The sequence below is a fragment of the Dongia sp. P2_B8 genome, from assembly GCF_056404715.1.
This window is the reverse complement of record NZ_JBFUDM010000003.1, coordinates 644,949-668,846: the sequence shown is the minus strand read 5'-3', so window position 1 is coordinate 668,846 and position 23,898 is coordinate 644,949. Positions and strand designations below refer to the sequence as shown.

Genomic DNA, 23,898 nt, shown 5'->3' with positions numbered 1-23,898 from the left:
TCCGGCCATGAACATGGGCCGCCTCGTCGCCTTGTTGGCGGTTGGCTTGCTGGCAGCGGCCTGCACCCCGCAATGGCAGGAGATCGGGCCACCCACCGATAGACCGGCCTTCACGGCAAAGGCGTTCCATACTGCCGACGGCGTCGACCTGCCGATGAAAACATGGCTGCCCTGGGATCGGCCGATCGAGGCCTCGATCATCGGGCTCCACGGGTTCAACGATTACAACCGCGCCTTCGACCCACCCGGCAAGGGCATGGCCCGGCGCGGCTTTGCCCTCTACGCCTTCGACCAGCGTGGTTTTGGCGGATCTCCGCAGCACGGTATCTGGGCAGGATCCGACCAGATGATCAGCGACCTTGCAGCAGCAGCGCGGCTCGCCAAGGCGGCGCACCCGGACAAGCCCGTCTATCTGCTGGGCGAAAGCATGGGAGCCGCCGTTATTCTTGCTGCAGTCGCAGAGCAGGTGGACATGCCGGTTGACGGCATCATCCTTGCGGCACCCGCGATCTGGGGCTGGCAAACGCAGAGTTCACTCAACCGCAAGATCTTCGATTTTGCCATGGCCATCATGCCGCGAGTGGCCGTGCAGCCGAACGGCGTCTATCGCGAACCTTCGGATAATTATCAGATGCTGCGCCAGATGGGGCGCGATCCCAAGGTGATCAAGGCGACCCGCGTTGACACGGCCTATGGCTTGGTCGAGCTGATGACCCGCGCCTTTGACGCCGGCGCCAAGCTCGGCCCCACGCCGCGCTGGCTGATCATGTTCGGCAACCGGGAAGACATCCTGACATCGGACTCGGTTGGCCGCTTCCTCGCCACGCTGCCGAAACTGCCGCCCGCCGAGGGCCGTGTGGCCCTCTATCCGCATGGTTATCACATGATGCTGCGCGATCTCGATGCACAGACGATCTATGACGATATGGCCGCCTGGATTCGCGATCCGGCGGCGCCCCTGCCAAGCGGCGCCGATAAGCAGCCGGAGTGAATTCGGCGCTCGGCCAGCCCGATTCTCAGCTAGCCCTGTGCTCAGCTAGGGAGACGGTGGCGCTGGCTGGCGATGACCGCGGGGTCGATTCCGATCTCGGCCGCGAACTCCAGCAGCAACGGCTCAAACCCCAACAGATAGTCGAGGACGGCACCCAATCCATGGGGATCGTGGGCGATGCGGCGCAAGGCGCTGCCGTCCAACCCGGTGAGGCCCATAAACCGCGACAGCCGATCATCGTCGGCGGTGAGAAAGGCCAGCGCTTGCAGCGCCAGGGCTTCCGGATCGGGCGGTGGCGCTTTGGGTGATTTCAGGAGCATCGCTGCGGACTCCGGGCAGGTTGGAATGGGTTCCGGCCCTATTGTAGCGCGGCCGGGGCGGCGGTCACTAAGGCTTGCGAAGCTTGGAGTCCCGGCCTTGCCAAGCTTGGGGCCCCCGGTTATGTTCCGGCCGATTGCGCAAGGCATGCACCCGTAGCTCAGCTGGATAGAGCGTTGCCCTCCGAAGGCAAAGGTCGTACGTTCGAATCGTATCGGGTGCGCCAATCTTTTCAAATACTTAGCATGCATTCAGACGCAGAAATTGCGCGCATTGGCGAGGGGCTGCTCGATCGCAGCCTGCCCAAGGCGCACTGGACGCATGCGGCCCATTGCATCGCCTGCCTCTATCTGCTGCGGCAGCGGCCGGACATCGATGTGTCGCTGGAATTGCCCAGAATCATCTGGCGCTATAACAAGGCGACCGGCACGCCCAACAGCGATGACGATGGTTATCACGAGACCATTACCCGCTTTTACATCGCCCTTATCCGCGCCTATTTGGGCCGCGTCGAGGCCGGTCGCGCCCTTAGCGAGATCGTCGCTGATTTCCTGGCCAGCCCACTGGCGCGGCGTAACCTGCCGCTCGATTATTGGAGCAAAACGCGCTTGATGTCGCTTGAAGCGCGGCGGGTCTGGGTTGCCCCGGACCTCGCCCCGCTCGACGTCAACGCGCTGCTGGACTGACGCTTATTAGGGCCGGCTCGGTCCCTTGCGATGCTTCTTCTTCGCCTTGCCAGCCGGATCAAATTTGGGCCCATCGAATTTGGGCTTATCAAACTTCGGCTTATCGAATTTTGGCCGGTCCGATTTGAAACCCTCTGATTTTGCTTCGGCAAATTTCGGGTTGTTCGAGCGCTTGCCCTCGAAGCCGCGGCCTTCCTTCTTGAAGGGCGCCTTGTCGTCGCGCGGCCGGGCGAAACCTTCGGTGCGCTTGGCGGCGAAGGGACGCCGCTCGCCATCGCGGGGACGATCTCCCTGGCCGGCAAACTTGCGTGGCATCCGCTCCGCGGGCGCACCTTCCTTGGTCAGCCTGTCGGCATTCGAGCGGCCGCCATCCTTGTTGAACGGTGTGGTTGGCTTGATGCTGATTTCCTGATCGCCCGATTTCTCGACGGCGCTCATGAACCGGCCGGCGGCATCGGCGGCGATCTCGAACTTGGTTTCCTTGTCGAAGATCTTGATGAAGCCGATTTCCTTCTTGGTCACATGACCGCGCCGGCAGATGAGCGGAATGAGCCATTTCGGGTCGGCATTGTTTTCGCGGCCGACATTCATGTGGAACCAGGAGACCGGACCATCGCTGTGGCTGTCGCGCGGACCCTCGTCGCGGCGCTTGCGCTCGAAGCGGCCCTCGCTGCGTTCGCCGCGGTCATCGCTGCGATAGTCGCGGCGGTTCTCGGTAAAATCCGCCTGGCCGCTGTCGAACATGTCTTCAGGCGCCGGCAAGCGCGAGCGATAGAGGCGGATGAGCGCCGCTGCGATCTCTTCCGCCGTGCGGCCGGCGAGCAGGGCCTGCGCCAGCACCAGATCCTCCGGCGTCATCTCTTCCTTCAGCAACGGATCTTCCAGCATCCGCTCCTGGTCGCGGGCGCGAATTTCTTCGGCCTTGGGCGCGTCCTGCCAGGTCACCTTGATGTTGGCCGTGGCGAGCAGCTGTTCCAGGCGCCGGCGGCGCTGGAACGGCACCATAAGGGCGCAGATGCCCTTGCGCCCAGCACGGCCGGTGCGGCCGGACCGATGGAGCAATGTCGCCTTCTCGCGCGGCAGATCGGCATGGATGACCAGGCTGAGATCGGGAAGATCGAGGCCGCGTGCGGCAACGTCAGTGGCGACGCAGACGCGGGCGCGGCCATCGCGCAAGGCCTGCAGCGCATGGGTGCGCTCTGTCTGGCTGAGCTCGCCGGACAGCGCCACGGCGGCAAAGCCACGCTCCTGGAGGCTGGCATGCAGATGACGGACGGCTTCGCGGGTGTGGCAGAAAACGAGGGCAGCGCGCGCTTCATAGAAGCGCAGCACATTGACGATGGCATGATCGACATCGGTGGGTGCTACGCGAATGGCCCGGTAGTCGATATCGCCATGGGCCTGGTTGCGGACCTGGGTGTCGATGCGCAGGGCATCCTGCTGATAGTCGCGCGCAAGGGCAGCGATTTCCTTGGCGATGGTGGCCGAGAATAACAGCGTGCGGCGGGCCTTCGGCGTGGCATCGAGGATGAATTCGAGATCTTCGCGGAAACCGAGATCGAGCATCTCGTCGGCCTCATCCAGCACCACAGCCTTCAGGGCCGAAATGTCGAGGCGGCCACGCTCAAGATGATCGCGCAGACGGCCAGGCGTGCCGACGACGATATGGCAGCCGCCGGACAACAGGCGCTGCTCGGCACGGGCATCCATGCCACCGACGCAGGAAATCACCTTGGCGCCGGTCTCGCCATAGAGCCAGCTGAGTTCGGTATGAACCTGGATCGCCAGTTCGCGCGTCGGCGCGATGATGAGGGCCAGGGGTTCCGCGGCACGCTCGAAGCGTTCGGAATCACCCAACAGCGTGCTGGCCATGGCAAGGCCGAAGGCGACAGTCTTGCCGGAACCGGTCTGGGCGGAGACCAGCAGGTCGCGTTCGGCAGCTTCGGGGGCCAGGACCGCTGACTGCACGGAAGTCGGTTCAAGATAGGCGCGCGCCTGCAAAGCACGTTCGAGCGCCGCATTGGTCGATGGAAAAGGCATGATTGTCCGATCTGGAAAGAGGTGTAGGGGCACCTTTTTCCGGCCCACCCGACGATCCTGGCCCCTATCGGCCTCTGGATCGATTTACTGGATTTCTGGCCCGTCGGCGGCGCGCCTGTGGGTATATGCCGCGCTAAATACCCCAAAGGGCGGCAAAGCGCCAATTATCTTCGTGCGGCTTAACCCCGCATGGCCGAACCCAGGAAAGTGCGGGATCGGGTCCTATTCTTGTCGGCAGGGCCCGATTCTGGGCAAAGTGCGGCAGCCAGATCGCCAAAATCAGGACAGCCATGCCGCGTGAGCCCCGTTTCGACCCGCTTTTCCAGCCCCTTCGGATCGGGCCGGTGACCGCACCGAACCGCTTCTACCAGGTCCCCCATTGCACCGGCATGGGCTTTGCGATGCCGGAAACCCTGGCCGCCATGCGGGCGATCAAGGCCGAGGGCGGCTGGGGGGTGGTCTGCACCGAATATTGCTCGATCGACCCATCCGCCGACGATCTGCCCTCGCCCTACGCGACGCTGTGGGACCAGGGCGATGTCCGGAACATGTCCAAGATGGCGGCAGGCGTTCATGCCCATGGTGCACTGGCCGGGGTTGAGCTGTGGCATGGCGGTTTCCGTGCCGCCAATCTGCTCTCCCGCGCCACCCCCATAGGCCCCATAAGCCAGATGGCTGGCAAAGCACCGGTGCAGAGCCGGCGCATGGACAAGGCCGACATCCGCGATTATCGCCGCGCCCATAAAGCGGCAGCCTTACGCGCCAGGGAAGCCGGCTTCGACATCGTCTATGTCTATGCATCGCACGGCTATCTCATCGCGCAGTTTCTTCACAGCCAGATGAACCAACGCGACGATGAATATGGTGGCTCGCTGGAGAATCGCGCGCGCATCCTCCGCGAACTGCTGGAAGAAACCAAGGAGGCGATTGGCGATCGTTGCGCCGTCGCCACCCGCATCGAGCTTGATGATGAGGCGCATCCCGGTGCCGATCCCACCGGCGAGAAGCGTGCCTTGTTCGAAATGATCCGCGACTTGCCGGACCTTTTTGATGTCACCATCAGCGATTATGGCCAGGAGATGGGCGTTTCGCGCTTTCACGCCCAAGGCTCGCTGGAGCCGTTCCTGAAGGATGTCCGGCAATTGGTTGGGAAGCCCGTGGTGAGTGTCGGCCGCTATACCTCGCCGGAAGCGATGCTGCAGCTGGTAAAATTCGGCACGGTGGATTTGATCGGCGCGGCCCGACCCTCCATTGCCGATCCCTTCCTGCCACGAAAGATCAGCGAAGGGCGGGAAGACGATATCCGCGAATGCATCGGCTGCAACATCTGTTACGCCAGCGACATCCAGGGGGTGCCGTTGCGCTGTACCCAGAACCCCACCATGGGCGAGGAATGGCGACGTGGCTGGCATCCGGAGATCATCACCAGGACGGCACAGTCGCAGAAGGTGCTGGTGGTCGGTGCCGGTCCGGCTGGCCTCGAGGCAGCACTGACGCTTGGCCGCCAAGGCCATGAGGTAATGCTGGCCGAAGCCAGCCGGGACTTGGGTGGCCGAGTGCTCGCAGAATCGAGACTGCCCGGCCTGCGCGAGTGGATCCGCGTGCGTGACTATCGCGCCCATCAGATCAGCAAGCTCGACAACATCGCCGTCTATCTGGAAAGCCGCATGACCGCCGAGGACGTCCGCGCGACCGGCGTCGACCACGCGCTCATCGCCACGGGCAGCCACTGGCGCAAGACGGGCATCGGCCGCTATCACGCCGCATCCGTGGCGAGCTTCGCCGATGCCCGGACGGTGAGCCCTGACGAGATCATGGCTGGCAGGCGACCCGAAGGGCCCATCGTCATCTTCGACGACGAAGGCTACATGATGGCCAGCGCCCTGGCCGAATTGCTGGCAGGGCAAGGTCATGACGTCACCTATGTCACGACTGCCGGACTCGTCTCAGCTTGGTCGTACTACACCCATGAACAGCATCTGGTGCAGGCGCGGCTCATCGAGGCCGGTGTCAAGATCATCGTCAGCCAGGCAGTGACGGCATTGCAAACCGACAGTGCATTGCTGACCTGCGTCTTTACGGGAAGGACGAAAGAGATCGCCTGCGGCGGCTTCATTCCTGTGACATCGCGCGAACCTAGCGACCAGCTGTGGCGTGATCTCTCAGGCGACGCTGGCTCCACTTCCATACAGCGCATCGGTGATTGCAAGGCACCGGGCTTTATCGCGACTGCCGTCCATGACGGCCACCGGGCAGCGCATGATCTGCTTGGGCCGCAGCCGTTCTTGCGCGACCGCGCACTGGTGGCATCGTGACCGAAATCTATGTCGATGCGGATGCCTGCCCGGTCAAGGCCGAGATCGAGCGCGTGGCCCTGCGTCACGAGATCGTCATGCACCTCGTCAGCAACAGCGGCTTCCGCTCGAGCCACAACCCGCTCATCCGCAACGTCCTGGTGAGCGACAAGTTCGACGCCGCCGATGACTGGATCGTCGAACGCGCCAAGCTGGGCGACATCGTCATCACCACCGACATCCAATTGGCCGATCGTTGCCTGAAAGCGGGCGCCCAGGTCATTGGCCCAACCGGCAAGCCTTTCACCTTGAACAGCATCGGGACAGCGCTGGCCATGCGTGAACTGAGCAGCCAGCTCCGGGACATGGGCGAGATTCGCGGTACCGGCCCCAGCTTCAATGCGCAGGACCGCTCACGCTTCCTGAATGCGTTGGAACTGGCGGTTCAGAAAGCCAAGAAAATCTAGCGGCGGACATTGCACCGGCCACGGTCGGCGCCAACTCATGAGATGTTCTCGGCTATCGGGCCGATGACTTGTTCTGAGCAGCCGCGGCACGTATCAGCTTCTTGAAAGCATCCTCATCTATTTTATCCCCCTCATGGAGATCGATGGCGCGCCTGGTGTTGCCTTCAAGGCTGGAGTTGAACAGCCCCGAAGGGTCCTTGAGTGAAGCGCCCTTGGCGAATGTCAGCTTCACGGCGCTCTTATACGTCTCACCGGTGCAGATAATGCCGTCGTGAGACCAGACCGGAACGCTCCACTTCCACTCCTCAGTCACCTCGGGATCAGCCTGCTTGATGAGAGCACGGACATGGGAGAGCGTTTTGCCTTTCCAGCCGTCCAGTTCCTTGATCCTCGCGTCGATCAACTGAGAAGGGGATTCGCCCTTGGTTGCTGTGCTTTTTTTCATGCTGATGCACCTCATCCGACCGTTTTTTCTCGCGAGGTTACCGATCACCCATCAATCGCGTCGTCACTACACCACATGACAAGGTCGCGCACCTTCCTCGACATGTTTCAATTTTTGCTATCCGCAGATGTCGATGCGACGCAGCTTTGTAAACAGGACCTAGTGTGACTCGCCAGCCATCAACTCGCCAGCCATCAACTCGCCAGTCATTAACTCGACGGGCGCGCCGTGCGGCGTGTGCTCATAGGCACGTATCCATTGCGCCTTGCGGGTGGTCAATTGGTCATTGGTCACCATCGCCATCTCCTTGGCCAACGCCTCAACAGCCGCCAGCACGGATTGATAATAGGTCGCCGCCGTATCGGGAGCGCCGGCTGCCAGCGCGATGCGAATCTCCGCACCCAGGGCGTCAGACCATTGCCCCGCCGTAAACCGGCCTTGGGCAACCATGGCCGCGGCAACGGCAACTATCTCAGCCTGCCACGGCTCGGCAAAGAGTGGTTCGCCATCGCGGGCCCGCAGCGGGCCTGGCTGCGCGATCAGGGACTGCGCAATCTGGCCCAGCAGGTCAACGCCGCTCAAGATAGCTCTCCCACAGATCGATGAAGACGCGGTCGCGTTTGCCCTTGCCCTCCGGCCACAGATCGGCGGCGGCGAAGACAATGCTGTAAAGCGGCTCTGCCTGCTCGCGGCCCAAAGCACCAGCGTCCGGCAACAGATGATTGCCGTGATAGGCCTGCACAATGCCGGGCTTGCCCATGGCGTAACCCGGCAGGCGCGTATGCGCGTTGCCACCGATGGTCTTGGTCAGCACTTTGTCGCCGACCGCAAAGGCCGCTGGCTTGGCGGCAGGCCGGCGGAAATCCTTGGTATGACGGGAAATCTTTGCGACATCGGCAGCACCCATCGGCTTGCCGAAGGCAGGATTCGGCCCCTCGGCCTTGCCGCGCGCAATCTCGGCGACACTGGCGACGCCGGAATCGACCATCATGGCGGCATAGACTTGCATCCACTGATCGAAATAGGGCCGCGTCAGGTAATCTTCCGCTGGAATCAGCTCGCGGATATGGCGCCACCAATCGAGCGTCCAGCCGGGATGACCTTCCAACGCTTCATTGATGCCCCAGGCGCGACCTTCCCACGCAGCCTTGAAGGGTGCCTCGTCTTCCTGCACGTCGATGGGCTTCGTCGTCGACTTGCCGCCTACGTCATGCGTGCGCATCGTACCTATCTCCCCCGCGCGATGGCGGGCAACACGTCGGTACCGATCATTGAATTGCGCGTCACCAGTTGCGCCAAGGCCGCTGCGTCCAGCCCCTCCGTGCCGGCAGGCCGTTGCGGCAGAACCAGATAGCGAAGCTCGGCCGTGCTGTCCCAGATGCGGATTTCGACATCGTCACCGATGCCGACACCGAATTCTCGGAGGACACCGCGCGGATCGCGCACGGCACGCGCGCGGTATTCCTGCAGGCGATACCAGCCCGGCGAAATGCCAAGCAACGTGAAGGGATAGCAGGAACACAAGGTGCAGACGACGAGGTTGTGCACCTCCGGCGTGTTCTCGACCGCGATCAGATGGCCGGTGGCATGGCCCTGATATCCAAGCTCGCTGATCGCAGCGGTCCCATCGGCGAGCAATCGCGCCTTGAAGGCTGGATCCGTCCAGGCCTTGGCCACCACATGGGCACCGCGCTTGGGGCCGATCTCTTCGGCATAGAGATCGATCCAGGCATCGATGGCGGCACTGTCGATCATGCCCTTTTCCACCAGCAGGCTTTCCAGCGTCTTCACACGCAGGGCTGGGTCGCTAGGCAGGTCGCTGTGCAGATGTTCGTGGATCTCGACGATCTTCTTGGAATCGTAGCTGGTCATGATGCGAAGGATACCTGGCTGAGATCAAAAAAGGTCAGCCAGTGTGGCCGCGCAGCTTCAAGAGATCAATCAGGAAACGATCACGTTCCGCTTCCAGGTCGGCAATTGACCGACCGGCGGCTTCCTGCTCGACGCCTGCGATAAGGGCGCGCTTGATGTCAGGCGTCAGACGCACGCGGCCCAATGTTTCCCAGCTCTTCTCCTGGCTGGGGCCGAGATGGTCGAGATAGTGACGGATGCCGCCCTGCCCGCCACCCAGATGATAGGTGAGATGCGTGCCCTGCACCGCCCAGCGCATGGCGGGGCCGTGGATGAGCGCCAAATCGATATCCGCAACGTCGGCCACACCCTCCGCCACCAGATGGACTGCTTCCTGCCACAGGGCAGCACCCAGGCGGTTGGCGATATGCCCCGGCATCTCGCGCTTCAGGCGAATCGTCTGTTTGCCAAGCGCACGAAACAGGGTCTCGGCGCGGTCGATGACGGCATTGTCCGTGCCGAACAGCTCGATCAACGGCATCAGATGTGGCGGATTGAAAGGATGGGCGACGATGATGCGCGCCTTGTGAACGCAGGCAGTGTTCATGTCGCTGAGCAGCAGCGACGACGTGCTGGTAGCGATGATGGCATCCGGCCGGCTCAGGCGATCAATCTCGGCCAGCAGCTCGATCTTCAAGTCCAACCGTTCCGGTGCGGATTCCAGCACAATATCCGCCGCGGCAACGGCATCGCCAACGCTCTCCACCACCGACAGAATGCCCCCGGCATCCGGGCGCAAAGCCAGCAATTGTGTGCGCAGGCGCGCAACGGAATCAGGCAATTCAGCGCGCCGGGTGGATGATGGATCATAGGCTCTGACGGCAAAGCCATGGCTGCTGGCAAGGGCTGCCCAACTGGCACCAATGAGGCCGCAGCCAATCACGGCGATTGTGCCGCTCTGTCGAGGCTCTGTCATATGATCTGCTGGCTTATGGGGTTGGCGATCTGATGCGCCAAGATGGCTTAATTGATTGGCTGCTGTCCATAGCGCCGCTGGATCGCGTCAAAAGCGCCATCCTTGCGCATGGCAGCGATCGCCTCGTTGATTTTTCCCATCATTTCCTCCGTGCCTGGCACTTTCTTGCTGAGGCAGACGAAATAGGGCGAATTGCGCAGTTCAGTATAACCAACATCTTGCCCGTTGCCGTGGCGCAGGATGAAATCGATCGGCGCCTTGAAGGAAAACAGATGATTGAAGCGATGATTGCGCAGCATGTCCAAAGCCTGTTGATCGCCGCTCACCGGCAGATGTGCGATCTTGGCATCAGCTAGCTCGGCCTCGAGATTGTATCCCTTGACCACCCCTATCGTGCCCATGCCAGGTTTGCCGAGATCGGCAAGGCTGGTGATGGTTTCGGGCGTTTCACCCGGCGGATGAAAAACACCGATGGAGGTTTCTCCGATCGGGTCCGAAAAATAAAACAGTTCGACACGGTCAGCACGATAGGAACAGCTGCAGATGCCATCGATGGTGCCATCGGAGGCTTCGGCGTAGCCGCGCTTCCATGGCATGAAGCTTGGTTCGAGATTGAGGCCGGATCGCTTGGCGATTTCGGCGATCGCCTCGACATCCGTGCCGCGCAAACCATCGCTGCCGGGATGTTCGATTTTCAACGGGGGGAAGTCGTTGCAGGCAAGCACAATGGCGCGGTCTTCCGCGGCGCTATCACTGCAGAACCCGGTCAAGGCTGCTACCGCGATTGCGGCGCAGACCAGCGCTGGCACCGTCTTTCGCATCCGACCAACTCCGCCTGCCGGGCAAGCCCGAAAGGTGCGTTCGAGAAACCGTCAATCTACGCCAGGAGTGGTTAAGGAAGCGGTAAGCCGCACACAGCTCCTACTTGTTCTTTGGCACGCAGGGCAAATCAGCTCGCAAACGACTGTCAGCCCAGGGTTTTGTGCAGGAACTCAATCGACCGTCCCCACGCCAGATCGGCCGCCTTTTTGTCATAGCGGGCAGCATTGGTGTCGTTGTTGAAGGCGTGATTGACACCGTCATAGACGAACAGCTGATAGGTCTTGCCTTCCGCCTTCAACGCTGCCTCATAGGCCGGAATGCCGGCATTGATGCGGTCATCCAGCCCGGCATATTGCAGCAGCAGCGGGGCCTTGATCTTGGTGACATCCGTGGCCGCCGGCTGCATGCCGTAATAGGCAACGGCAGCGTCCAGAGTGGAATCCGTCACGGCCAGTCGATTGACCATGCCACCACCCCAGCAGAAGCCGATAATGCCGACCTTGCCATTGCTGTCCGGGCGCGCTCTTAAGGCTGCGATGATGTCGCGGCCGGCAGCCTCGATGGCCGCATTGTCGAGAGTCCCGATGAGTTCGCGCGCCTTGTCCTCGTCGCTGGGCGTTCCACCCAGGGGGCTGAGGAAATCGACACCGGCCGCGAGGAACCCTTCGGCAGCGATCCGACGCGTCACGTCCTTGATATGTGGATTGAGGCCGCGGTTTTCATGAATGACCAGCACGGAAGGCCATTTTTCGCCCGAGCTGGGTCTCGCCAAATAGATGCTGTAATCCTTGCCGCCAGAAGGAACTGTGATCGTTTCCGTCTTGATGCGCGGATCGCCTTCAGGCAGCAACTCGGCCCTGGCGTAATTGTTCTCCAGCGTCGGCAACAGGGCTAGGGCCGCAGCACTGCTGCCAGCCAGAATCGTCAGTTTTTCGAGGCATTTGCGGCGATCCATTTCGCCATGGGTGTAGCGATCGAAAAGGTCGATGGCGCGCTGATTCATAATCCGGCCTCCCTGCCTGCGATTGCGGATGAATGGCGTACCCGAATCGATATAGGCGGCGGGGCCACGATATCCAGCCTGGATTGCCCGCTTTTCAAGCTCGACGCCCCACGGATGCCACGGCTGGCAATGGCCAGCCGGGTGCACCGCAGGATGAGGTTACTTCGTCAGAATGAGGCGATGATTGCGGGTGATCCGCAGGCGGTAGGCGGCGCCGTCAAAATCGATGATCGCCTCCCGCGCGCCTTTGAGGATCGACTGGATGGTCACCGTTTGAACGTTCCGGCTCTGGTGGCCAGCATCGCGCGGTGCCGTGGTAGCCGTGGCATGAGCCTGCCCGCCCAGGCGATCCCGGCCATAAAGCCGCTCGCGCATTTGAATGGGCCTGCCTGCCGGGCCGGTGGACGAGGTATCGGTCGGTCCGGTTTGCTCTGTGCGCGGCGCTGCCATAACGGCAGAACCGCGAAAATCGAGGGCTTCTCTGTCCATGTCCACTCCTGCGACCTGTTTTCCTGGGGTTGGAACGAATGGCCGCATCGCTGTGCCAGCGGCACCTCAGTTGCGACTCATTCTCAACAACCAAAGAAATAGCAAACTCGATCGCCTGGGACAAGTGATAATTATTCTCATTTGCAGCTGACTCCATCAAGCCAGCGTGATGCGACAAGTATGACATTGACAATCATTCGCAAACTCCAGAAGATCGGCATGTCGAGTGGATGCCTTGGCCTGAGAGTGTCGCCAAAGATGTATGTCTGCGTGTGCAATGGCTATCGCGAGAGCGAAATCGAGCAAACGGCCCGCGCCAGCGGGTTGAGCTGCCCGGTTGCCGTCTATCAGGCCTTGGGCAGCGGCCCCTGCTGCGGGACCTGCCTGCCGATGGCGCAGGACGTCATCAACGATGCACTGAAGGGCCCGGCCCGCCTGAACCTAAAGGCCGATCTGGACCTGCTGCCGATGGCGGCGGAATAGGCCTTAGGAGCCCTCGCCCGGCTCGTATTGCGACTGGATATAGTTCTGCAGGCCCATTTTCTCGAGGATCTCGAGATTGGTCTCCAGGAAGTCGATATGCTCTTCCTCTGATTCCAGAATGTCCTTGAGCAGTTCGCGGGTCACATAATCGCCCGCCTGCTCGCACAGCACGATTCCGGCCTTGAGGTCGGGATGGGCCATCATTTCGAGCTTCAGATCGCAGCTCAGAATTTCCTTCACATTCTCGCCGATCAGCAGCTTGCCGAGATCCTGGAGATTGGGCAGGCCTTCCAGGAACAGGATGCGCTCGATCAGCTTGTCGGCATGTTTCATCTCGTCGATGGATTCGTGATAGGTGACCTCGCCGAGCTTCTTCATGCCCCAGTTCTTCAACATGCGGGCATGGAGGAAATACTGATTGATGGCGGTCAGTTCGTTCTTCAGCACCTTGTTGAGGATCTGGATGACTTTTTTGTCGCCCTTCATCGTCAGCTCTCCCGCTCTTGGATTCGTCAGTTTGCTGTCGGGCAAGATACATTCATCTAACCCATTATAAAAGAACGATTATCCTGAGATTGCGACGCATAGTCAGTTGCGTTTGGGGAATAAATGCCGCCTGCTGAACAAGAAAAAAGGCCGGGTTTGCACCCGGCCTTTTCCAATAATCCAGCAACAACGCCTTATTTCGGCGGGGTCGCGGGCCAGCTCTTGATCAAGGTGTCGTAGTCGATGGTCTCGCCCTGCGGCTTCTCATTGGCGAGTTTCGGATACGGTGCACCCGGCGCGTCGAACCATTCCTGCGCCGTCTTCTTCTTGTTCATCTTCGGTCCGCATTCCTTCTGGACGCCGGACTTCTCGAGACGCTCGAGGACCTTGTCCTGAGCGGCAGCGAGCGAATCCATGGCTTCCTGGGCGGTCTTGGCACCCGAGGACGCGTCGCCGATATTCTGCCACCAAAGCTGAGCCAGCTTCGGATAGTCAGGAATATTGGTGCCGGTCGGGGTCCACTGCACGCGGGCCGGCGAGCGGTAGAACTCGATCAGACCACCGAGCTGCGGCGCCCGTTCCGTGAAGCTCTTGTCCCAGATATCGCTTTCGCGAATGAAGGTGAGACCAACATGGCTCTTCTTCAAGCTGACCGTCTTCGAGGTGACGAACTGGGCATAGAGCCAGGCGGCCTTACGACGATCGACTGGGGTCGACTTCAAGAGCGTCCAGGAACCAGCGTCCTGGTAACCCAGCTTCATGCCTTCCTGCCAATAGGCACCGTGCGGTGACGGGGCCATACGCCATTTCGGCGTACCATCGGCATTCATAACCGGCAGACCCGGCTTCACCATGTCGGCGGTGAAGGCGGTGTACCAGAACATCTGCTGGGCAATGGCACCCTGGGCCGGCACCGGGCCGGATTCGGAGAAGGTCATGCCGGCCGCATTGGCAGGCGCGTACTTCTTCAGCCATTCAACATATTTTTCAATCGAATAGACAGCGGCCGGACCGTTGGTGTCGCCACCACGTTCGACCGTCGAACCGGCCGGGCTGCAGCCTTCGACGCGCACACCCCATTCATCGACCGGCAGGCCGTTCGGGATGCCCTTGTCGCCGGACCCAGCCATCGAAAGCCAGGCGTCGGTGAAACGCCAGCCGAGCGACGGATCTTTCTTGCCGTAGTCCATGTGGCCATAGACCTTAACGCCATCGATTTCCTTCACATCATTGGTGAAGAAATCGGCGATGTCTTCATAGGCCGACCAGTTAACCGGCACGCCCAGCTCGTAGCCGTATTTGGCTTTGAACTTGGCCTTGAGGTCCGGGTTGGTGAACCAGTCGTAGCGGAACCAATAGAGGTTCGCGAACTGCTGGTCAGGCAGCTGATAGAGCTTGCCGTCCGGCGCCGTCGTGAAGGATGTACCGATGAAGTCCTTCAGATCGAGATAGGGATCGGTGACGTCCTTGCCCTCACCCGTCATCCAATCGCTGAGCGGCACGGCCTGCTTGTAGCGGAAGTGCGTACCGATGAGATCGGAATCGTTGACCCAGGCGTCGTAGATGTTCTTGCCAGACTGCATCTGCGTCTGGATCTTTTCGACCACGTCACCTTCCTGGATGAGATCATGCTTCAGCTTGATCCCAGTGATTTCAGTGAAGGCCTTGGCCAAAGTCTCCGACTCATAGGCATGAGTCGTGATGGTTTCGGAGACAACGTTGATCTCCATGCCCTTGAAGGGTTCGGCGGCCTTAATGAACCACTCCATCTCCTTCAACTGATCTTCTTTGGACAGGGTCGAAGGCTGGAACTCGGAATCGATCCACTTCTTGGCTGCTGCTTCATCAGCCAGGGCGGGGACCGGACCGAGGACCAGCAGCAGGACCGCTGCCGACACCCCTGAACGGATTTTCATGCCAGTTCCTCCATGCGTGCGATTGACTTTACGATCGTCCCGAGATGCACGCCCACTCGGATCGATCTTCTCGTAGCCCGTCACACCCAGCGGAAAATCGCGCCGGACAGAACGAGCGAAATCAACGTGGCAAACCAGACGCTGGATACCTCTATGCCCTCTTCACCGACCGGCAAGGTGGTGACCGGGTCGGCACCCATGAGGTAGATCCAGATAAGATGGATGAACGCTGCACAGAGCAGCGAAATGAACAGCCGGTCGCCGCGCGTGGTGGGAATGCGCAAGACACCCACCCGTTCGGTCTCCGGCCGGAACACGGCGAGCAAGGTCATGACGGTGAGCACGCTGGCCAGCAGCGCAAAGAACAGACCCGTCTGCCAGGTCCAAGCCATCCAGGCGATTTCCATAATTTCGCCCTCCCTTAAACGCGGCCCAGGGCAAAGCCCTTGGCGATATAGTTGCGCACGAACCAGATGACCAAGGCGCCCGGGATCAAGGTCAGGACACCGGCCGCCGCGAGCAGGCCCCAATCGACGCCGGAGGCCGACACCGTGCGGGTCATGATCGACGAGATCGCCTGATTGTTGGTCAGCGTGCGGGCCAGCAACAGCTCGACCCACGAGAACATGAAGCAGAAGAAGGCAGCAACACCGATGCCCGAGGCGATCAGCGGCACGAAGATGCGGGCGAAGAAGCGCGGGAAGGAGTAGCCGTCGAGATAGGCCGTCTCGTCGATCTCGCGCGGCACACCGGACATGAAGCCTTCCAGAATCCAGACCGCCAGCGGCACGTTGAAGATGCAATGCGCCAGCGCCACGGCCCAGGCAGAGTCGAACAAGCCCACCGCGGAGTAGAGGTTGAAGAACGGCAGCGCGAACACGGCAGGTGGCGCCATGCGATTGGTCAGCAGCCAGAAGAACAGGTGCTTGTCACCCATGAAACGGTAGCGGGAGAAGGCATAGGCCGCCGGCAGCGCCACCAGAATCGAGATGATCGTGTTGAGCGCCACATAGGTCAGCGAGAAGACGAACCCATCGAACCAGGCCGGGTTGGTGAAGATCTCGTGATAGTTCTGCAAGGTCGGCGAGGTCGGGAACAAGGTCATCGTGTTCGTGATCTCGGTCGTCGTCTTGAAGCTCATATTGATGAGCCAATAGATCGGCAGCATCAGGAAGACGAGATAGAGGGTGAGGGTGATATGGCGGCTTTTCATGGCTCAGGCCCCCTTTCCTGCGGCATCGGCACTGTCGGCTGCGTCCACATTGGTCATGACCGTGTAGAACAGCCAGCAGGCGGCAAGAATGATGAGGTTGTAAACGATCGACATGGCGGCAGCGGAGCCGAGGTCGAACTGGCCCAGCGCCAGCTTGACGAGGTCGATGGAGAGGATCGTGGTCGAATTGCCCGGGCCACCGCCGGTGACAACGAAGGGCTCGGTATAGATCATGAAGCTGTCCATGAAGCGCAGCAGGACACCGATCAGCAGCACGCGGCGCAGTTTCGGGAGCTCGATCGTCATGAACACGGCGAGGCGCGACGCACCGTCGATCTTGGCGGCCTGGTAATAGGCATCCGGGATCGAGCGCAGACCGGCATAGGAAAGAAGCGCGATGAGCGAGGTCCAATGCCAGACGTCCATCACAACGATGGTGATCCAGGCGGCAAGCGGTCCGGCTGTGTAATTATATTCGATGCCGAGATGGTTCACGATCCAGCCGAGGAGACCGATATCTTCGCGGGCGAAGATCTGCCAGATCGTGCCGACCACGTTCCATGGCACCAGCAGCGGCAGTGCCATGACCACCAGACAGAACGCGACACCCCAGCCCTTCTTGGGCATGCACAGGCCCACGAGGACACCGAGCGGCACTTCGATGATCAGAATGATCGCCGAGAAGAGGGCATTGCGGCCGAGGGAGTCGAARAAGCGGCCACCCAGATCCGTGCTGGGATCGAGCAGTTCCTGAAACCAGCCGATGCCGTTCCAGAAGAACTCGTTATTGCCGAACGTGTCCTGGACCGAATAGTTGACCACGGTCATCAACGGCACGATGGCATTGAACGCGACGATCAGGACCACCGGCAGGGCCAGGAACCAGGCGCGATTGTCGATTGGCTTATCCATGATCCTTAACCTTCCACCAGATGGCCGTCGGCATAGACATGGAGACGGCTCATATCAATGCTGAGCCGCGCCATGTCGCCATCGAGGCGCGCATCTTCCGGCATAAGGACAGCGAGCGGCTGTCCGTCGAGTTCCACCCGCGCGATCTGGAAGCGGCCGGTATCTTCGACGCGCTTCACCTTCACCGGCAGTCCGTCCGAATTGCCGCTGGCAAGCGTCAGGAATTCCGGGCGGATACCCAATTCGATCCTCTTGGCACCGGCGGGCGGGGTGACACCCCGGCCCAAGGCCACGCGATGCTGGCCGACCATGGCGACATCGCCGGTGACGTTGGCGGCAATTACATTCATGCCCGGCGAGCCGATGAAATAGCCAACGAAGGTATGGGCCGGCCGCTCGAACAGCTCCTGCGGCGTACCGATCTGCACAACTTCACCTTCGAACATGACGATCACCTTGTCGGCGATGGTGAGCGCCTCGGTCTGGTCGTGGGTCACATAGACCATGGTGACGTTGGACTGCTCATGCACCCGCTTCAGCTGGGCGCGCAGCATCCATTTCATATGCGGATCGATGACGGTGAGTGGTTCGTCGAACAGGATGGCACCGACATCGGCGCGCACCAGGCCACGGCCCAGCGAAATCTTCTGCTTCATGTCGGCGGTGAGGCCGCGTGCCTTGCGGTTAAGGTCGCGCTCGAGATCGAGCATCGTCGCCACTTCGCGCACCCGCGCATCGATCGCCTTGGGATCGACCCGGCGATTCTTGAGCGGAAAGGCGAGGTTCTCATAGACGGTCATGGTGTCGTAGATGACCGGGAACTGGAACACCTGGGCGATATTGAGTTTCTCGGTCGGCAGAGCTGTCACATCCTTGCCGTCGAAAAAGATCTGGCCTTGGCTCGGCTTCACCAGGCCGGAGACGATGTTGAGGAGTGTCGTCTTGCCGCAACCCGACGGGCCCAGCAGCGCATAGGCACCGCCCTGCTCCCAGGTCATGTTCATGGGTTTCAGCGCATAGTCCGACGGCGCGCTCGGATTTGGCTTGTAGGAGTGGGCGAGGTTCTTCAGTTCAATTTTGGCCATGTCCGTCCCCTATCGCCCAGCCGAGTTTGACGCGGCTATGTTCGACGCGGCCAACAGTTCAGGTGCCCTGACCAGCTTTCCATCGCCTGCGAAGACGAAGAAGCGCGCTGGGTCGAGGAAGATGGTGAGATCGGCACCAGGATTGAGTTCGTAGACGCCGGGCTCCAGCGCGATCCAGCGGCTGCCCGCGGCATCGACATGGATGAAGCTTTCCGACCCGGTGATTTCGCTGACCGCGATCTTGGCCGAAACCGGCACCAGCCCGGCACGGCGATCCGTGAGCAGGACGTGATTCGGCCGGAAGCCGATGACATAGGTGCCGGAGCCGAGGCCCTGCAGCATGCCGATCTGCGGGATGGTCTGGCCATTGGGCAGTCGTGCGACACTGCCGTCCACCACCAGCTCGACGAAATTCATCGGCGGATCCGAGAAGACTTCCGCCGTTACCCGGTCTTTCGGCTGGCGATAAACATCGACCGTGCGGCCATATTGCGTGACCCGGCCTTCATGCAAGGTCGCGGTATTGCCGCCCAGCAGCAAGGCTTCCGAGGGTTCCGTCGTCGCATAGACAAAGACCGCGCCGGATTCGCTGAAGATGCGTGGCAGTTCCGCGCGCAGTTCTTCGCGCAATTTGTAATCGAGATTGGCGAGCGGTTCGTCGAGCAGAACCAGATCGGCTCCCTTCACCAGAGCGCGGGCGATCGCAGTGCGCTGCTGCTGGCCCCCTGAGAGTTCAAGGGGGGTCCGCTTCAAATAAGGTTCGAGACGCAGGAGCGACGCGGCGCGGGCCACCTTGGCCTCGATCTCGGCCTTGGGGATGCCCTGCACGCGCAGCGGCGATGCGATGTTCTCATAGACGCTGAGCGCCGGATAATTGATGAACTGCTGATAGACCATGGCGACATTGCGCTTGCGCACCGGCACCCGGGTCATGTCGCGGCCGTCATAGGTGACGCGGCCGCTGCTGGGTGCGTCGAGCCCCGCCAAGAGACGCATCAGCGTCGTCTTGCCCGACAAGGTCGCCCCCAGCAGCACGTTGATCGTCCCCCGCTCCAACCGCAACGAGGTTGGATGGATATGGACGGTACCACGCACCGTCAGGCCGACTTGTTCCAGTTCCACAGCCACAGAGTCACCTACCCGTTAGTGCCGACGGGACCGCTGCAGCGGTCCGGCCGGAAATATATGTCTGCAAGGCGTCGATTTCAGTCGCCGCCATGTGCAAACCAAGTTTGGAGCGGCGCCAGACAATGTCCTCGGCAGTGCTCACCCATTCCTGGTCCATGAGATAATTTACCTCGGCCTCGGTCAAGCTCGGACCAAAGCGACGGCCGAGATCGGCAGCACTGCCGGCCGATCCCAGGATGCGCATCGCACGCGTACCATAGGCCCGCACCAGGCGGCGCGCCTCGCGCAGTTCCAGGAACGGAAAGCGCTTGGCGAGGGTACCGACCTGGCTTGCAAATTCATTCACGGGGAAATCGCCACCCGGCAGCGTACCTTGCGCGGTCCAGGGCGCCTTCATATTCGGGAAGGTCGGTTGCAATTTCTCCAGCGCCGCCTCGGCCAGACGGCGATAGGTCGTGATCTTGCCACCGAATACCGAGAGCAACGGCGCCTCGCCGGCCTTCTGGTCGAGCCTCAGCACATAGTCGCGGGTCGCATCCTGCGCCTTGCTGGCACCATCGTCGTAAAGCGGGCGGATGCCGGCATAGGTCCAGCGGATATTGGCGCGCGTGACCGGCGCCTGGAAATATTCGCTGGCAGCCGACAATAGGTAATCGGTTTCAGCGTCCGAGATCGCCACCTTGCCGGGTTCGCCCTGATAATCGGCATCGGTCGTGCCGATGAGGGTGAAGTCTTGCTCGTAAGGAATGGCAAAGCAGATGCGGCCATCGGCGTTCTGGAAGATATAAGCGCGGTCATGGTCGAACAGCTTCTCGACCACGATATGGCTGCCCTTGACGGTGCGGATCTTGTCGGGCGCATTCATGCCGACGGCACCTCCTAAGAAGCTCGAGACCCAGGGACCGGTCGCGTTGACCAGCGCCCGTGCCTTGGCTTCCGTGACGACGCCGCCCGGCCCTTCCAGGCGCAGATGCCACAGATCGCCTTCGCGCCTGGCCGAGGTGCAACGTGTGCGCACATGAATTTGCGCGCCGCGTTCAGCGGCATCCCGGGCGTTGAGCACGACCAGGCGTGCGTCTTCGACCCAGCAATCCGAATATTCGAAGGCATGGGTGAAACCGGGCTTCAGCGGCGCACCGGCCGCGTCGTGGCGGAGATCGATGCTGCGGGTGCCGGGCAGGATCTTGCGGCCGCCCAGATTGTCGTAAAGAAAGAGACCAATACGCACGAACCAGCGCGGCCGCAGCCCCTTGTGATGCGGCAGGATGAATCGCAGCGGCCAGATGATGTGCGGTGCCGCCCGCAGCAGCACTTCGCGCTCGATCAAGGCCTCGCGCACCAGGCGGAATTCGTAATGCTCGAGATAGCGGAGGCCACCATGAATGAGCTTCGTGGAGGCCGAAGATGTGCCGCTGGCCAGGTCGTTCTGCTCGGTGAGCAGGACCTTCAGGCCACGGCCGACGGCATCCCGGGCGATACCGCACCCGTTGACGCCACCACCGATCACGGCGATGTCGAATGTTTGGCCCTCATTGGGCATGATCTGGCGCACCCTCCGCATCCGATCGCGGTCGACCCCTCTGCTCGTCCTTTTGGGCGCGAGATTCGGGCTTTGGCTGGCCTGCGGAACCTCAAGTCCCACCGGCCGCGTCGTGACCAACCATCGGGTTTCGTTACTTTCGTTGTTGATCGTTAAACGAAACAAAACGAAAGACAAGAGAAAATTTTCGCGTGGATGTGGTTCGGATTCAGCATCAAACGCTATCCAAACGCATGAAATGAACCTATGGATTTGCGCTTTTCGCAGTTGCGAAAGAAACCTAACCCGTTAGCTGGGCTCGGATTCTTCCACTGGTTCGTCCACCAGGGGGGCACCGGGGGCGATGGCGATGGTGGTGCCGCTATGTCGGCAGATCTCGCCGATCGTCTCGGGCGGCGTGCGATCGGTGACGAAAATATTGATCTCCGACAGATGCCCGATGCGCACCGGGGCGGTGCGCGTGAACTTCATCGAATCGGCGACCAGGATGACATTGCGGGCGTTGGCGATGATGGCCTGCGCCACGCGCACTTCGCGGTAGTCGAAATCAAGGAGCGACCCGTCATCGTCAATCGCCGACACGCCGATGACGGCGTAATCGACCTTGAACTGCGACATGAAATCGACCGCCTGCTCGCCGACGATACCGCCATCCGCGCGCCGCAGCATGCCGCCTGCCACGATCACGTCGATGCGCTGCGAGGGCAGCAGAATGCCGGCCACATGAATATTGTTGGTGATGACCAGCAGCCCTTCATGAGCGCGCAGTGCCCGCGCCACTTCCTCCGTCGTCGTGCCGATATTGATGAACAAGGACGAACCGTTGGAGATGAGGCTTGCCGCATGTTCACCGATGCGCCGCTTCTCGTCGTCGGCCAGGTGCCGGCGCGCTTCATAAGCCACGTTCTCGACGCCCGAGGCCAGAATGGCACCGCCATGCGTGCGCGTGAGCAGCCGCTGGCCGCAGAGGTCGTTGAGATCCTTGCGAATGGTCTGCGGCGTCACATCGAATTTGGCGGCCAATTCTTCGACATTGACCCGGCCGTTGAGGCGGGCCATGCCGAGGATATCATTCTGGCGCGGTGTGGGCGTGAACATGGCTCGGTCCGGTTGGCGGTTTCACTGCTGGCCAGAGATTAGGCACGTCACAGCGTCTCTGCCAATCCGGTTTTGTTGCCCGTCGGCTTAGCGCTTGCGGCGAAGATTGCGAAGATCGCTCATGCTGCTGATGCGAAGCAGCAGGACGAGGGCTGCAAAGACGACACCACCTGCAGCGATGATGGCGCAGAGGGCGATCGCCTGTTGCAAGGTGGCGGCGGCAGGACCTGGCCACAGCCAGATGCTGGCGGCCCACACTGTTGCACCAAGGCCGAGACAGGCGGCAAAGAGGCGCGGCAATGTCCGGCGCAGGCGCGCATCGAAGGTCAGGAAGCCGCGGCGCACAAGGATGATGGCCAGCAACAGGGAATTCACCCAAGCCGACGCCATGGCGCCGATCGCCACGCCGACATAGCCATAGGTCGGGGTCAAGGCGAAGCTGATGGTGATGTTGACACCCACCGCGATCGCCGCCTGCTTGAACGGTGTCGCGGTATCCTCGCGTGCAAGAAAGGCCGCGGTCAGCGCCTTGTTCGCAACATAGGCCGGCAGGCCCGCCGACATGATGATGAGCGCCAGGGCGACCGAGCTAGCATCCTCATGGCTGAAGGCGCCGCGCTGATAGACGGTGGTGACGATCGGCAGTGCAGCGACCATGAGACCCACCGTGGCCGGCAGCGACAGCAGCAGCCCAAGCTCGAGGGCGCGGTTCTGCATGTGGAGTGCCGCGGCCGGCTCGTCGCTGCGCAGCGAGCGCGTCAGCGCCGGCAGCAGCACCACGCCGATGGCCGAACCGATCAGCGCCAGGGGCAGCTGATAGAGCCGGTCGGCATAATAGATGTAAGAGACCGAGCCCGGATGGAGCGAGGCCAGGATCGTCGAGACGGCAAGATTGATTTGATTGACGCTCGACCCGATGAGACCCGGCACCATCAATTTGCAAAGGCGCATGACCTCCGGCGTGAAGCGCGGCCAGGGCAAGCGCAGCTTCAGGCCGGCGCGGTGGCAGGCGATGGTCAGCCACAGGAACTGGGCAAGGCCAGCGAGCGTCACCGACCAGGACAAGGCTTCGCCGACAAAAAAATCATCGCCGTGAATGAACCACATGGTGGCGACCAGGATCGCGTTGAGGATCACCGGCGTCACGGCATTCTGGCCGAATTTATGGAGACCGTTGAGCATGCCGCCTTGCAGCGCGCAGAGCGACATGAAGACGATGTAGGGAAAGGTGATGCCCGTGAAGAGGACCGTCGCCTTGAACTTTTCCGGGAACGCATCAAAGCCGGGCGCGAAGATATGAATGAGCCATGGCATGGCGAGTTCTGCCCCGATCGTCGTTGCGAGCAGCACGACAAGCAGGACGGACAGCACCTGTTCGGCAAAGAGGCGCGCACCGTTGAGGCCCTCATCAGCGACATGGCGGGTAAAGACCGGCACGAAGGCCGCGCTGAAGGCGCCTTCGGCAAACATCTGGCGTAGAAGATTGGGCAGCCGCATGGCGACGATGAAGGCTTCCGCCATCGGGCCGGCGCCGAGAATGCCGGCGATCATCACTTCGCGGACGAACCCTAGGATCCGGCTGAGCAGGGTCATACCGCCGACGGTAGCTATGGCACGCAGGGAGAACATGGATGTCCGTAAATTGGCTTGGAATA

Annotated in this window: 25 protein-coding genes and 1 tRNA gene; 6 read left to right on the top strand and 20 right to left on the bottom strand. The window is 61.3% G+C overall.

Going from position 1 to position 23,898, the window contains the following annotated elements:
* The first annotated feature begins 7 nt into the window (after positions 1-7).
* A complete protein-coding gene (locus AC1DWZ_RS10725) occupies positions 8-991 on the top strand; it encodes an alpha/beta fold hydrolase (protein ID WP_477168879.1) in 984 nt (327 codons plus the stop codon).
* A 41-nt stretch (positions 992-1,032) separates the two neighbouring features.
* Here the strand turns inward: AC1DWZ_RS10725 and AC1DWZ_RS10720 are convergent, their stop codons facing one another.
* Positions 1,033-1,311, bottom strand: a complete 279-nt coding sequence (locus tag AC1DWZ_RS10720) for a DUF3572 family protein (RefSeq protein ID WP_477168878.1) — start codon at positions 1,309-1,311, stop codon at positions 1,033-1,035.
* A gap of 147 nt (positions 1,312-1,458) precedes the next feature.
* Between AC1DWZ_RS10720 and AC1DWZ_RS10715 the strand changes: the two genes are divergently transcribed.
* Both AC1DWZ_RS10715 and AC1DWZ_RS10710 read left to right on the top strand, forming a co-directional pair.
* Positions 1,459-1,535: transfer RNA gene (locus AC1DWZ_RS10715), tRNA-Arg, on the top strand.
* Between the two features lie 19 nt (positions 1,536-1,554).
* A complete protein-coding gene (locus AC1DWZ_RS10710) occupies positions 1,555-1,995 on the top strand; it encodes a hypothetical protein (RefSeq protein WP_477168877.1) in 441 nt (146 codons plus the stop codon).
* Positions 1,996-2,001: 6 nt separating this feature from the next.
* On the opposite strand, the gene AC1DWZ_RS10705 is transcribed toward AC1DWZ_RS10710, so the two are convergent.
* On the bottom strand, positions 2,002-4,035 hold the full coding sequence (locus AC1DWZ_RS10705) for a DEAD/DEAH box helicase (protein ID WP_477168876.1): 2,034 nt from the start codon (positions 4,033-4,035) through the stop codon (positions 2,002-2,004).
* Positions 4,036-4,325: 290 nt separating this feature from the next.
* On the opposite strand from AC1DWZ_RS10705, the gene AC1DWZ_RS10700 reads away from it, so the two are divergent.
* The gene (locus tag AC1DWZ_RS10700; protein WP_477168875.1) at positions 4,326-6,350 is read left to right on the top strand and encodes an oxidoreductase; all 2,025 of its coding nucleotides are present in this window, start codon (positions 4,326-4,328) and stop codon (positions 6,348-6,350) included.
* The gene (locus tag AC1DWZ_RS10695) at positions 6,347-6,796 is read left to right on the top strand and encodes a YaiI/YqxD family protein (RefSeq protein ID WP_477168874.1); all 450 of its coding nucleotides are present in this window, start codon (positions 6,347-6,349) and stop codon (positions 6,794-6,796) included. The genes AC1DWZ_RS10700 and AC1DWZ_RS10695 overlap by 4 nt, the downstream gene beginning before the upstream one ends.
* Positions 6,797-6,848: 52 nt before the next feature.
* Here the strand turns inward: AC1DWZ_RS10695 and AC1DWZ_RS10690 are convergent, their stop codons facing one another.
* From AC1DWZ_RS10690 to hemP, 8 genes are all read right to left on the bottom strand, one after another.
* Entirely contained in the window at positions 6,849-7,241 is a 393-nt protein-coding gene (locus AC1DWZ_RS10690; RefSeq protein WP_477168873.1) for a DUF1801 domain-containing protein, read from the bottom strand.
* 159 nt (positions 7,242-7,400) lie between these two features.
* Positions 7,401-7,823 (bottom strand): hypothetical protein, encoded by a 423-nt coding sequence (locus tag AC1DWZ_RS10685; protein WP_477168872.1) that lies wholly within the window; start codon positions 7,821-7,823, stop codon positions 7,401-7,403.
* Entirely contained in the window at positions 7,810-8,463 is a 654-nt protein-coding gene (nthB, locus tag AC1DWZ_RS10680) for a nitrile hydratase subunit beta (RefSeq protein WP_477168871.1), read from the bottom strand. Before nthB ends, AC1DWZ_RS10685 begins: the two co-directional genes overlap by 14 nt.
* 5 nt (positions 8,464-8,468) lie before the next feature.
* Positions 8,469-9,113 (bottom strand): nitrile hydratase subunit alpha, encoded by a 645-nt coding sequence (gene nthA, locus AC1DWZ_RS10675; RefSeq protein WP_477168870.1) that lies wholly within the window; start codon positions 9,111-9,113, stop codon positions 8,469-8,471.
* Positions 9,114-9,147: 34 nt separating this feature from the next.
* Positions 9,148-10,068, bottom strand: coding sequence for a 3-hydroxyacyl-CoA dehydrogenase NAD-binding domain-containing protein (locus tag AC1DWZ_RS10670; RefSeq protein ID WP_477168869.1), 921 nt, complete (start codon positions 10,066-10,068; stop codon positions 9,148-9,150).
* Positions 10,069-10,115: 47 nt separating this feature from the next.
* Positions 10,116-10,889, bottom strand: coding sequence for a substrate-binding periplasmic protein (locus AC1DWZ_RS10665; protein ID WP_477168868.1), 774 nt, complete (start codon positions 10,887-10,889; stop codon positions 10,116-10,118).
* A 146-nt stretch (positions 10,890-11,035) separates the two neighbouring features.
* A complete protein-coding gene (locus AC1DWZ_RS10660) occupies positions 11,036-11,893 on the bottom strand; it encodes a dienelactone hydrolase family protein (protein ID WP_477168867.1) in 858 nt (285 codons plus the stop codon).
* A 159-nt stretch (positions 11,894-12,052) separates the two neighbouring features.
* A complete protein-coding gene (gene hemP, locus AC1DWZ_RS10655; protein ID WP_477168866.1) occupies positions 12,053-12,382 on the bottom strand; it encodes a hemin uptake protein HemP in 330 nt (109 codons plus the stop codon).
* Between the two features lie 180 nt (positions 12,383-12,562).
* Here hemP and AC1DWZ_RS10650 point away from each other — a divergent pair, with 180 nt between their 5' ends.
* Positions 12,563-12,865: a (2Fe-2S)-binding protein gene (locus AC1DWZ_RS10650; RefSeq protein ID WP_477168865.1), complete on the top strand. Its 303-nt coding sequence runs from the start codon at positions 12,563-12,565 to the stop codon at positions 12,863-12,865.
* A 3-nt stretch (positions 12,866-12,868) separates the two neighbouring features.
* Here AC1DWZ_RS10650 and bfr read toward each other — a convergent pair whose 3' ends face one another.
* The 10 genes from bfr to murJ all read right to left on the bottom strand — a co-directional run bounded on the left by bfr (position 12,869) and on the right by murJ (position 23,872).
* Positions 12,869-13,351 (bottom strand): bacterioferritin, encoded by a 483-nt coding sequence (bfr, locus tag AC1DWZ_RS10645; RefSeq protein WP_477168864.1) that lies wholly within the window; start codon positions 13,349-13,351, stop codon positions 12,869-12,871.
* A 194-nt stretch (positions 13,352-13,545) separates the two neighbouring features.
* Entirely contained in the window at positions 13,546-15,267 is a 1,722-nt protein-coding gene (locus AC1DWZ_RS10640) for an ABC transporter substrate-binding protein (RefSeq protein WP_477168863.1), read from the bottom strand.
* A gap of 80 nt (positions 15,268-15,347) precedes the next feature.
* Positions 15,348-15,674, bottom strand: a complete 327-nt coding sequence (locus AC1DWZ_RS10635) for a DUF2160 domain-containing protein (RefSeq protein ID WP_477168862.1) — start codon at positions 15,672-15,674, stop codon at positions 15,348-15,350.
* A 14-nt stretch (positions 15,675-15,688) separates the two neighbouring features.
* On the bottom strand, positions 15,689-16,480 hold the full coding sequence (locus AC1DWZ_RS10630) for a carbohydrate ABC transporter permease (RefSeq protein ID WP_477168861.1): 792 nt from the start codon (positions 16,478-16,480) through the stop codon (positions 15,689-15,691).
* Positions 16,481-16,483: 3 nt separating this feature from the next.
* Positions 16,484-17,392: a carbohydrate ABC transporter permease gene (locus AC1DWZ_RS10625; RefSeq protein ID WP_477168860.1), complete on the bottom strand. Its 909-nt coding sequence runs from the start codon at positions 17,390-17,392 to the stop codon at positions 16,484-16,486.
* A 5-nt stretch (positions 17,393-17,397) separates the two neighbouring features.
* Positions 17,398-18,477, bottom strand: a complete 1,080-nt coding sequence (locus tag AC1DWZ_RS10620; RefSeq protein WP_477168859.1) for an ABC transporter ATP-binding protein — start codon at positions 18,475-18,477, stop codon at positions 17,398-17,400.
* A gap of 9 nt (positions 18,478-18,486) precedes the next feature.
* Positions 18,487-19,605 carry an ABC transporter ATP-binding protein gene (locus AC1DWZ_RS10615; RefSeq protein WP_477168858.1) on the bottom strand — a complete coding sequence of 373 codons (1,119 nt, stop codon included), beginning with the start codon at positions 19,603-19,605 and terminating at the stop codon, positions 18,487-18,489.
* A gap of 4 nt (positions 19,606-19,609) precedes the next feature.
* Positions 19,610-21,157: a glycerol-3-phosphate dehydrogenase gene (gene glpD, locus AC1DWZ_RS10610; protein ID WP_477168857.1), complete on the bottom strand. Its 1,548-nt coding sequence runs from the start codon at positions 21,155-21,157 to the stop codon at positions 19,610-19,612.
* A 276-nt stretch (positions 21,158-21,433) separates the two neighbouring features.
* Complete coding sequence (locus AC1DWZ_RS10605) at positions 21,434-22,243, bottom strand: DeoR/GlpR family DNA-binding transcription regulator (RefSeq protein WP_477168856.1); 810 nt, start codon at positions 22,241-22,243, stop codon at positions 21,434-21,436.
* An 87-nt stretch (positions 22,244-22,330) separates the two neighbouring features.
* Positions 22,331-23,872 carry a murein biosynthesis integral membrane protein MurJ gene (murJ, locus tag AC1DWZ_RS10600; protein ID WP_477168855.1) on the bottom strand — a complete coding sequence of 514 codons (1,542 nt, stop codon included), beginning with the start codon at positions 23,870-23,872 and terminating at the stop codon, positions 22,331-22,333.
* Positions 23,873-23,898: the final 26 nt, after the last annotated feature.